Annotated in this window: 8 protein-coding genes; all 8 read left to right on the top strand. The window is 73.3% G+C overall.

The window, feature by feature from the left end:
• Position 1: 1 nt before the first annotated feature.
• Positions 2–3,313 carry a carbamoyl-phosphate synthase large subunit gene (carB, locus tag C8E97_RS25380; protein ID WP_121007966.1) on the top strand — a complete coding sequence of 1,104 codons (3,312 nt, stop codon included), beginning with the start codon at positions 2–4 and terminating at the stop codon, positions 3,311–3,313.
• Positions 3,310–4,128 carry an orotidine-5'-phosphate decarboxylase gene (pyrF, locus tag C8E97_RS25375; RefSeq protein WP_121007965.1) on the top strand — a complete coding sequence of 273 codons (819 nt, stop codon included), beginning with the start codon at positions 3,310–3,312 and terminating at the stop codon, positions 4,126–4,128. The genes carB and pyrF overlap by 4 nt, the downstream gene beginning before the upstream one ends.
• A gap of 300 nt (positions 4,129–4,428) precedes the next feature.
• Entirely contained in the window at positions 4,429–4,746 is a 318-nt protein-coding gene (gene mihF, locus C8E97_RS25370; protein WP_033427832.1) for an integration host factor, actinobacterial type, read from the top strand.
• A complete protein-coding gene (gene gmk, locus C8E97_RS25365; RefSeq protein WP_121007964.1) occupies positions 4,743–5,345 on the top strand; it encodes a guanylate kinase in 603 nt (200 codons plus the stop codon). Before mihF ends, gmk begins: the two co-directional genes overlap by 4 nt.
• A 61-nt stretch (positions 5,346–5,406) precedes the next feature.
• On the top strand, positions 5,407–5,685 hold the full coding sequence (rpoZ, locus tag C8E97_RS25360) for a DNA-directed RNA polymerase subunit omega (protein WP_015103666.1): 279 nt from the start codon (positions 5,407–5,409) through the stop codon (positions 5,683–5,685).
• Positions 5,682–6,920: a bifunctional phosphopantothenoylcysteine decarboxylase/phosphopantothenate--cysteine ligase CoaBC gene (gene coaBC, locus C8E97_RS25355; protein WP_121007963.1), complete on the top strand. Its 1,239-nt coding sequence runs from the start codon at positions 5,682–5,684 to the stop codon at positions 6,918–6,920. The genes rpoZ and coaBC overlap by 4 nt, the downstream gene beginning before the upstream one ends.
• A 107-nt stretch (positions 6,921–7,027) precedes the next feature.
• Positions 7,028–8,230, top strand: a complete 1,203-nt coding sequence (gene metK / locus C8E97_RS25350; RefSeq protein ID WP_170211991.1) for a methionine adenosyltransferase — start codon at positions 7,028–7,030, stop codon at positions 8,228–8,230.
• 387 nt (positions 8,231–8,617) lie between these two features.
• A complete protein-coding gene (locus C8E97_RS25345) occupies positions 8,618–10,609 on the top strand; it encodes a primosomal protein N' (protein ID WP_121007962.1) in 1,992 nt (663 codons plus the stop codon).
• Positions 10,610–10,774 lie beyond the last annotated feature (165 nt).

Raw genomic sequence — 10,774 nt, 5'->3', positions numbered from 1 at the left:
CATGCCGAAGAGGACCGACATCAAGCACGTGCTGGTCATCGGCTCGGGTCCGATCGTCATCGGCCAGGCGTGCGAGTTCGACTACTCCGGCACCCAGGCGTGCCGGGTGCTGCGCGAGGAGGGCCTGCGGGTCAGCCTGGTGAACTCCAACCCGGCGACGATCATGACCGACCCGGAGTTCGCCGACGCCACCTACGTCGAGCCGATCACGCCGGAGTTCGTGGAGAAGGTGATCGCCGCCGAGCGCCCGGACGCGATCCTCGCCACCCTGGGCGGCCAGACGGCGCTGAACACGGCCATCGCGCTGCACGAGCGCGGCGTGCTGGAGAAGTACGACGTCGAGCTGATCGGCGCGGACGTCGACGCCATCCAGCGCGGCGAGGACCGGCAGATCTTCAAGGACCTGGTGCGGGGCATCGGCGCGGAGGTGCCGCGCAGCGCGGTGTGCCGGACGATGGACGAGGTCCGCGCCACGGTGGCCGAGCTGGGCCTGCCGGTGGTGATCCGGCCGTCGTTCACGATGGGCGGCCTGGGCTCCGGCATGGCGCACACCCACGAGGAGCTGGAGCGGCTGGCCGCCTCCGGCCTCGCGGAGTCCCCGGTCACGGAGGTGCTGATCGAGGAGAGCGTGCTCGGCTGGAAGGAGTACGAGCTGGAGCTGATGCGCGACCGCAACGACAACGTCGTGGTCGTGTGCTCCATCGAGAACATCGACCCGATGGGCGTGCACACCGGCGACTCGGTGACGGTCGCGCCCGCGATGACGCTGACCGACCGCGAGTTCCAGCACATGCGCGACGTCGGCATCGCGGTCATCCGCGCGGTCGGCGTCGACACCGGCGGCTGCAACATCCAGTTCGCGATCAACCCGGAAACGGGGCGCATGGTCGTGATCGAAATGAACCCGCGCGTTTCCCGCTCCTCGGCCCTGGCGTCGAAAGCGACCGGGTTCCCGATCGCCAAGATCGCCGCGAAACTGGCCATCGGCTACTCGCTCGACGAAATCCGCAACGACATCACGGGCGAGACGCCGGCCAGCTTCGAACCGACGCTGGACTACGTCGTGGTGAAGGTGCCGCGGTTCGCGTTCGAGAAGTTCCCCGGCGCGGACCGGACGCTGACCACGACCATGAAGTCCGTCGGCGAGGCCATGTCCATCGGCCGCAGCTTCATCGAGGCGCTGGGCAAGGCGCTCCGCTCGATGGAGACCAAGGCGGCCGGCTTCTGGACGGTGCCCGACGCGGACACCGACCCCGCCACCGCGCTGGAGTCCACGCTGGACGCCCTGCGCACGGGCCACGACGGCCGCCTGTACACGGTGGACCGCGCCCTGCGGCTCGGCGCGACGATCGAGCAGGTGCACGAGGCGTCGCGCATCGACCGTTGGTTCATCGAGCAGATGGCGTGGCTGGTCGGCCTCCGCGAGGAGATCGAGCGCGCGCCCGTGCTGGACGAGCACCTGCTGCGCAGGGCCAAGCGGGCGGGGCTGTCGGACCGCCAGCTCGCCGTGCTGCGCGGCGAGCTGGCCGGCGAGGACGGCGTGCGCGCCCTGCGGCACCGGCTGGGCGTGCGGCCGGTGTACAAGACCGTCGACACCTGCGCGGCCGAGTTCGCCGCCCGGACGCCCTACCACTACTCGGCCTACGAGCTGGACCCGGAGGCCGAGACGGAGGTCACCGAGCAGCGGGACAAGCCCAAGGTGCTCATCCTGGGCTCGGGGCCGAACCGGATCGGGCAGGGCATCGAGTTCGACTACTCGTGCGTGCACGCGGCGATGGCGCTGCGGGCGGCCGGGTACGAGACCGTGATGGTCAACTGCAACCCGGAGACCGTCTCCACCGACTACGACACCTCCGACCGCCTGTACTTCGAGCCGCTGACGTTCGAGGACGTGCTGGAGGTGGTCCACTCCGAGCAGCGCTCCGGCACGGTCGCGGGCGTGATCGTGCAGCTGGGCGGCCAGACGCCGCTGGGCCTGGCGCGGCGGCTGGCGGACGCGGGCGTGCCGGTCGTGGGCACCCCGCCGCACGCCATCCACCTGGCCGAGGACCGGGGCGCGTTCGGCGAGGTGCTGACCGCGGCCGGCCTGCCCGCGCCCAAGTACGGCACCGCGACGTCCTTCGAGGGCGCCAAGGCGATCGCCGACGAGATCGGCTACCCCGTGCTGGTGCGGCCCTCGTACGTGCTGGGCGGGCGCGGCATGGAGATCGTCTACGACGAGGAGTCGCTGCGCGGCTACATCCAGCGCGCCACCGAGGTCAGCCCGGAGCACCCCGTGCTGGTCGACCGGTTCCTCGACGACGCCATCGAGATCGACGTCGACGCGCTGTTCGACGGCGAGGACGTGTTCATCGGCGGTGTGATGGAGCACATCGAGGAGGCCGGGGTGCACTCGGGCGACTCGGCGTGCGCGCTGCCGCCCATCACGCTGGGCGAGACCGACATCGACAACGTGCGCCGGTCCACGCGGGCCATCGCCGAGGGCATCGGCGTGCGCGGCCTGCTCAACGTCCAGTACGCGCTCAAGGACGACGTGCTCTACGTGCTGGAGGCCAACCCCCGCGCGTCCCGCACGGTGCCGTTCGTGTCCAAGGCGACGGCCGTGCCGCTGGCCAAGGCCGCCGCGCGGATCATGCTCGGCGGCACCATCGCCGAGCTGCGCGCCGAGGGGCTGCTGCCCGCGTCCGGCGACGGCGCGAAGCTGCCGCCGCACGCGCCGGTCGCGGTCAAGGAGGCCGTGCTGCCGTTCCACCGGTTCCGCACGCCGGAGGGCCAGGGCGTGGACTCGCTGCTCGGGCCGGAGATGAAGTCGACCGGCGAGGTCATGGGCATCGACGTGTCCTTCGGCACGGCGTTCGCCAAGTCCCAGACCGCCTCGTACGGCTCGCTGCCCACCTCGGGCCGGGCGTTCGTGTCGGTCGCCAACCGGGACAAGCGCGCCATGATCTTCCCGGTCAAGCGGCTCGCCGACCTGGGGTTCGAGGTGCTGGCGACGGAGGGCACGGCCGAGGTGCTGCGCCGCAACGGCATCCCGTGCACGGTGGTCCGCAAGCACTCCGACGGCGACAAGAACATCGTCGACGCCATCCTCGACGGCACCGTGGACATCGTCATCAACACGCCGTACGGCAACAGCGGCCCGCGCGTCGACGGCTACGAGATCCGCACGGCGGCGGTCGCCAGGGACATCCCGTGCGTCACCACGATCCAGGGCGCGGCGGCGGCCGTGCACGGCATCGAGGCGGCCATCCGCGGCGACATCGGCGTACGGCCCCTCCAGGCGCTCCAGGCGGCCCTGCGGGGTGACGGATGAGGTTCGGGCAGCGACTCGCGCGGGCCGTGGCCGAGCACGGCCCGCTGTGCGTCGGCATCGACCCCCACCCCGGCCTGCTGGACGCCTGGGGCCTGCCGCGGGACGTCTCCGGGCTGGAGCGGTTCGCGCTGACCTGCGTGGAGGCGTTCGGGGGCCACGTGGCCCTGGTGAAGCCCCAGGCGGCGTTCTTCGAGGCGCACGGCTCACGGGGCGTGGCCGTCCTGGAGCGCGTCGTCGCGGACCTGCGCGACAGCGGCACGCTGGTCCTGGTGGACGCCAAGCGGGGCGACATCGGGTCGACCATGAGCGCCTACGCGGCGGCGTACCTGGCGGACGGCTCGCCGTTGGCGGGCGACGCGGTCACGCTGTCGCCGTACCTCGGTTTCGGGTCGCTCGACCCGGCGCTCGAAGCCGCACGCGCGAGCGGGCGCGGAGTATTCGTCCTCGCGTTGACTTCCAATGCCGAGGGTTCCTCGGTGCAGCGCGCGGTGGGCCCGGACGGGCGTTCCGTGGCGCAGGCGGTCGTGGACGCGGCGGCGGCCCGGAACGCGGGCGCCGACCCCCTCGGCGACGTCGGGCTGGTGGTCGGCGCGACCGTGGGCGACCTCGGCGTCGACCTCTCCGACCTGCACGGATACGTCCTGGCCCCCGGTTTCGGGGCCCAGGGCGGCACCGTGGCGGACCTGCGCGCGGTGTTCGGCCGGGAGCTGCGCGGCGTGCTGCCGACCAGCTCGCGGGACGTGCTCCGGCACGGTCCCGAACCCGCAAGTTTGCGGTCCGCGGCGGCCGCTGTCCGGCACTCCCTGGAGATGTGATCACGATCAAATCCCGACCCGCTGAGCGTGGTCCGCTCACCTGCGCAAACGTGGCCTGGTACGGTCCAGGCCACTGACGGGATCATCCCCCATCGAGCGCATACCACACAGGTCGTGCGCACGGCGTTACCGGTGGCGGTGATGGGCTTGTCGGAGGGTGTTGGTACTACTACCACCCGCCGCAACCTCCAGGCGCTGAAAGATTCACCTGACTGGGGCCCACGTTGTACCCAGGCAATTGCGCTCGGTACGGTCGCGGCACCGATCCAGAATTGAAATTCCCACACCACGGAGGAAATCGTGGCCCTTCCCCAGCTTACCGAGGAGCAGCGGGCCGCAGCGCTGGAGAAGGCTGCTGCCGCTCGTCGCGCTCGGGCTGAGCTCAAGGAGCGCCTCAAGCGTGGCGGCACGACCCTGACGGACGTGCTGAAGGCCGCCGAGAGCGACGAGGTCCTTGGCAAGATGAAGGTGTCCGCGCTGCTTGAGGCGCTTCCGGGCGTCGGCAAGGTCCGCGCGCAGCAGATCATGGAGCGGCTTGAGATCGCTCCGAGCCGTCGGCTGCGCGGCCTGGGTGAGCGGCAGCGCAAGGCGCTGCTCACCGAGTTCAGCGGCGAGTGAGTGATGGCACCGGGGCGGGACCGGGCGCACGCGCCCGGTCCCGCCTCACCGTCCTTTCCGGGCCCTCGGGCGTCGGCAAGTCCAGCGTGCTGGCCGAGCTGCGCCGACAGGGGCCCGACGTGCACTTCAGCGTCTCGGTGACCACCCGGAAGCCGAGGCCGGGGGAGGTTGACGGCGTCCACTACCACTTCGTGGACGCCGGTGAGTTCCGCAAGATGGTCGCCAACGGCGAGCTGCTGGAGCACGCCGAGTTCGCGGGCAACTGCTACGGCACGCCCAGGGAGCCGGTGGAGCGGGCGCTGGCGGCAGGCCGGCCGTCGCTGCTGGAGATCGAGCTCCAGGGCGCGCGCCAGGTCCGGGCCGCGATGCCCGAGGCGCAGCTGGTGATGCTCGCGCCGCCGTCCTGGGACGACCTGGTGCGCAGGCTGACCGGCCGCGGCACCGAGGACCCCGCCGTGGTGGCCCGCCGGCTGGCGATCGCGCGCGAGGAGCTGGCGGCCGAGCCCGAGTTCGACGAGGTCGTGGTGAACGCCGACGTGCGCTCCGCCGCGGCCCGCTTGCTAGACTTGGTGGTCGGCCCGGCGCCCGACGTGCGGTGACGCGCGTCCGCAGGCGCGGGACGGCCCGGATTCCGCACACCGACCGCAGGAGCGTTGACGAGTGACCACGCACACCGAGCTGGGCCCGCTCTCGGGTTCTCCGGAGGGCATCACCAACCCGCCGATCGACGACCTGCTGGAGCAGGTCAGCTCGAAGTACGCGCTGGTGATCTACGCGGCCAAGCGGGCGCGCCAGATCAACGACTACTACGCCCAGCTCGGCGAGGGCCTGCTGGAGTACGTCGGCCCCCTGGTCGAGCCGGGCCCGCGCGAGAAGCCGCTGTCGATCGCGCTCCGGGAGATCCACGCGGGTCTCCTCGAGCACACCGAAGGCGAGTGACCGAGACCGCCGATGCCCCCGTCCGCCCCAGGGTCGTCCTGGGTGTCGGCGGGGGCATCGCCGCGTACAAGGCGTGCGAGGTGCTGCGCAGGCTCACGGAGTCCGGCCACGCCGTGCGGGTGGTGCCGACCGAGGGCGCGCTGAAGTTCGTCGGCGCGGCCACCTTCGAGGCGCTGTCCGGGCAGCCCGTGCACACCGACGTGTTCTCGGACGTACCGTCCGTGCAACACGTGCGGCTCGGACAGGACGCCGACCTGGTCGTCGTCGCGCCGGCCACGGCGAACCTGCTGGCCAAGGCCGCCCACGGGCTGGCCGACGACCTGCTCACCAACACCCTGCTGACCGCGCGCTGCCCGGTCCTGCTGGTGCCGGCGATGCACACCGAGATGTGGGAGCACCCGGCGACGCGGGCCAACGTGGCGCTGCTGCGCTCGCGCGGCGTGGTCGTCGCCGAGCCCGCGAGCGGCCGGCTGACCGGCAAGGACACCGGCAAGGGCAGGCTGCCCGAGCCCGCCGAGATCGTCGAGCTGGCCCGGTTGCTGCTGGAGCGCCCGGACGCGCTGCCGCGCGACCTGGAGGGCAGGCACGTCGTGGTCTCCGCGGGCGGCACCCGCGAGCCGCTGGACCCGGTGCGCTTCCTGGGCAACCGCTCGTCGGGGCGGCAGGGGTTCGCGCTGGCCAGGGTCGCCGCGCAGCGCGGCGCGCGGGTCACGCTGGTCGCCGCGCACACCGCCGACCTCGTCCCGCCGGCGGGAGTGGACGTCGAGCGCGCGGGCACGGCCGCCGAGCTGCGGGACGCGGTGCACCGGGCCGCGAAGGACGCGGACGCCGTCGTGATGGCGGCGGCGGTGGCGGACTTCCGCCCGACGGCGCTCGCCCCGCACAAGATCAAGAAGACCGACCGCGACCCGGACCCGGTCGAGCTGACCCGCAACGCGGACGTCCTCGCCGAGCTGGTCCGCGCGCGCCGGGACGGCCAGGTCGTCGTCGGGTTCGCGGCCGAGACCGGCGACGACGGTGCGGACGTGCTGGCCTACGGCCGCGCCAAGCTCGCCCGCAAGGGCTGCGACCTGCTCGTGGTCAACGCGGTCGGCGACGGCCGGGCGTTCGAGGTCGAGGACAACGCGGGCTGGCTGCTGTCCTCCGACGGGACCGAGACGCCACTACCACACGGCTCGAAGGCGCGTCTTGCGTCCGCAGTGTGGGATGCCGTCGAACGGTGGTTCCGCGGGTGAGGGCCCACGTGCCAACCCTCAGTAAGCTGAGGGTGTCGCAGCCGATCGGGTCGGCGGGAGCGCCCGGACAGGTCGTCGGATCACTTGAGAGCAGATGAGGGAGTGCCGTGAGCCAGCACAGCAGCAGGCTGTTCACCAGTGAGTCGGTGACCGAGGGGCACCCGGACAAGATCTGCGACGCGGTCAGCGACTCGATCCTCGACGCCTTGCTGCGCAAGGACCCCCGCTCGCGCGTGGCCGTGGAGACGCTCATCACGACCGGCCAGGTGCACGTGGCGGGCGAGGTCACCACGGAGACCTACGCGGACATCCCGTCGATCGTCCGGGAGAAGATCCTGGAGATCGGCTACGACTCGTCGGCCAAGGGCTTCGACGGCCGCTCGTGCGGCGTGAACGTGGCGATCGGCTCGCAGTCGCCGGACATCGCGCAGGGCGTGGACACCGCCTACGAGCAGCGGGTCGGCGGCGCGGACGACGAGATCGACAAGCAGGGCGCCGGCGACCAGGGCCTGATGTTCGGCTACGCCTGCACCGACACGCCGGAGCTGATGCCGCTGCCGATCGCGCTGGCCCACCGGCTGTCCCGCAGGCTGACCGCCGTGCGCAAGGACGGCACGGTGCCCTACCTGCGCCCGGACGGCAAGACCCAGGTCACCATCGAGTACGCGGGCGACCAGCCGGTGCGGCTCGACACGGTCGTCGTGTCGTCGCAGCACGCGGACGGCATCGACCTGGAGAAGCTGCTCGGCGTCGACATCCGCGAGCACGTGGTGCTGCCCGAGCTGGCGGAGCTGGGCCTGGACACCGAGGACGTGCGGCTGCTGGTCAACCCCACCGGCCGGTTCGTCATCGGCGGCCCGATGGGCGACGCGGGCCTGACCGGCCGCAAGATCATCGTCGACACGTACGGCGGCATGGCGCGGCACGGCGGCGGCGCGTTCTCCGGCAAGGACCCGTCGAAGGTCGACCGGTCGGCCGCGTACGCGATGCGGTGGGTGGCGAAGAACGCGGTGGCGGCGGGCCTGGCCACGCGGATCGAGGTGCAGGTCGCGTACGCGATCGGCAAGGCCGCGCCGGTGGGCCTGTTCGTGGAGACCTTCGGCACCGAGACGGTCGACCCGAGCAAGATCCAGCAGGCCATCTCCGAGGTCTTCGACCTGCGGCCCGCCGCGATCATCCGCGACCTGGACCTGCTGCGGCCGATCTACGCGCAGACGGCCGCGTACGGCCACTTCGGTCGCACCGACGTGGACCTGCCGTGGGAGAACACCGACCGCGCCGGGGCGTTGCGCGCGGCGGCGGGTGCGTGATCCCAGGCACCGCTTGACGTGAGGCGGGGGCCGTCCGGTCGGGCGGCCCCCGTCGGCTGTCCGGGGCCTCGGCCGTCGGCGGGTCGGTGTCGGCAGCGGGTTTCTTCAGCGGGTGTCGTCGTGGCCGGCGGGCTGCTCGGGTGGCGCGGTCGTTCTCCGGGTTTCCGCTCGTCGCGGCTTTGATCGACGACGTGGTCGGTGCGTCCGTGCCGTCGGGTCCCCGATCGACTTCACCCGATCGTGATCTTGCGTGCCTCGAACACCCGTTCGAAGATGGACGCATGAGACCCCACGCCCCCACCCCGCGCCCCGCACCGTCCATCCGTTCACCCGTCCGGCCGCACCGCCCCGGAACCCGCCGGGAGGCTGTCTGGTAGACCTCAGCGCATGGCAGGCAAGGCGACCACCAGGCGCGGGGAGCGCGTGCCCGCGGCTGCGCTGTCCGTCGCCCGGATCTGCGTCGACGTGCCGCTGCCCCACCTCGACAAGCTGTTCGACTACCGGGTGTCCACCGAGCAGGACGCCGACGCGGTGCCCGGTTGCCGCGTCCGCGTGCGGTTCGCGGGCCAGTTGGTCGACGGCTTCCTCCTCGACCGGGTGGAGGAGTCCGACTACGGCCGCAAGCTCAGCTTCCTCGACCGGGTGATCTCGCCGGAGCCGGTGCTGTCGCCCGAGGTGGCGGAGCTGGCGCGGGCGGTGGCGGACCGGTACGCGGGGTCCTTGACCGACGTCCTGCGGATGGCGATCCCGCCCCGGCACGCGCGGGTGGAGGCCAAGCCGTCGCCCGAACCCGCGCCGCTGCCCGCCGCGCCCCCGACCGAGGGCTGGTCGCGGTACCCGTACGGGCCGAACCTGCTGGACGCGCTCCGCGCGGGTCGGCCGGCGCGGGCGGTGTGGCAGGCGCTGCCGGCGGAGGACTGGCCCGCGCGGCTGGCCGAGGCCGCCACCTCGGTGGTGAGCGCGGGTCGGGGAGCCCTGGTCGTCGTGCCGGACCACCGCGACCTGGCGCGGCTGCACGAGGCGTGCGTGGCGCTGGCCGGTCCGGAGGCGGTGGTGACGCTGTCGTCCGACCTCGGGCCGTCCGAGCGCTACCAGCGGTGGCTGGCGGTGCGGCGGGGCTCGGTGCGGCTGGTCCTGGGCACGCGGGGCGCGGCGCTCGCGCCCGTGCGCGACCTCGGGCTGGTCGTGGTGTGGGACGACGGCGACGACCTGCACACCGAGCCGCGCATGCCGTACCCGAACGTGCGCGACGTGCTGGTGCAGCGTGCGCACCTGACCGGGGCGTCGTTCCTCGTCGGCGGGTTCGCGCGGACCGCCGAGGCGCAGTTGCTGGTGGACAGCGGCTGGGCGCACGAGGTGGTGGCGTCGCGGGACGCGCTGCGCGCGGTCGCGCCGCGCGTGGTGGCGGTGGGCGACCACGCGTGGCAGGAGGTGAAGGACCCGGCGGCGAGGTCGGCGCGGCTGCCGACGATCGCGTTCGAGGCGGCGCGGGCGGCGTTCGCGGAGGGCGCGCCGGTGCTGATCCAGGTGCCGCGCCGGGGTTACGTGCCGTCGCTGGCGTGCGGCACGTGCCGGGCGCCTGCCCGCTGCCGCCGGTGCGCGGGGCCGCTGGCGCTGCCCGGCGGCACCGAGGACGGCGTGCCGAGACCGGCGTACTGCCGGTGGTGCGGCGCGACCGAGGCGGCGTTCCGCTGCCCGGCCTGCGGCTCGCGCCGGTTGCGCGGCCAGGTCATCGGCGCCCGGCGCACGGCCGAGGAGTTGGGGCGGGCGTTCAGCGGGATCGCGGTGCGCACGTCGGGCGCGGACGAGGTGCTGTCCGCCGTGCCGTCCGGTCCGGCGCTGGTGGTGGCGACGCCGGGCGCGGAGCCGACCGCCGAGGGTGGTTACGGCGCGGTGCTGCTGCTGGACGGCTGGGCGCTGCTGGGCCGGGCCGACCTGCGCGCGACCGAGGAGACCCTGCGCCGCTGGATGACGGCCGCCGCGCTGACCCGGCCGGCGGGGCGGGTGGTGGTGATCGCCGACTCGGCCCTGCCGCCGGTGCAGGCGCTGGTCCGCTGGAACCCGGTGTGGCACGCGCGGCAGGAACTGGCGGCCCGGACGGAGCTGGGCTTCCCGCCCGCCGTGCGGATGGCCACGGTCGACGGGGCGCCGGAGGCGTTGGCGTCGGCCCTGGAGGACCTCCGGCTGCCGCCGACCGGCGAGGTGCTGGGTCCGGTGCCGCTGTCCGAGGACGGCCGGAAGGAGCGCGCCCTGGTCCGCGTGGCCAGGGCGGAGGGCAAGGCGCTCTCCGAAGCGCTGGCCACCCTCCAGGCGACGCGCAGCGCCCGCAAGGACCCGGAGCCGATCCGGGTGAAGCTCGACCCGCTGGAAGTCCTCTGAGCCCGACCCGGTGGAGCCCTCGCCGGGGCCGGCCGGCTGGAACCCACCGGAAGTCCTCCGGAGGGCGGCCCGCCGGGACCCGCCGGGCGCTTGCTAGAGGTCGGCCGGCCGGGACCCGCCGGGAAGCTTTCCGGGGATCGGCTCGCCGGGACCCGCCGGGAAGCC

Origin of the sequence: Saccharothrix australiensis (genome assembly GCF_003634935.1) — a bacterium.
GTDB lineage: Bacteria > Actinomycetota > Actinomycetes > Mycobacteriales > Pseudonocardiaceae > Actinosynnema > Actinosynnema australiense.
This window is presented reverse-complemented; position numbering and strand designations above follow the sequence as displayed.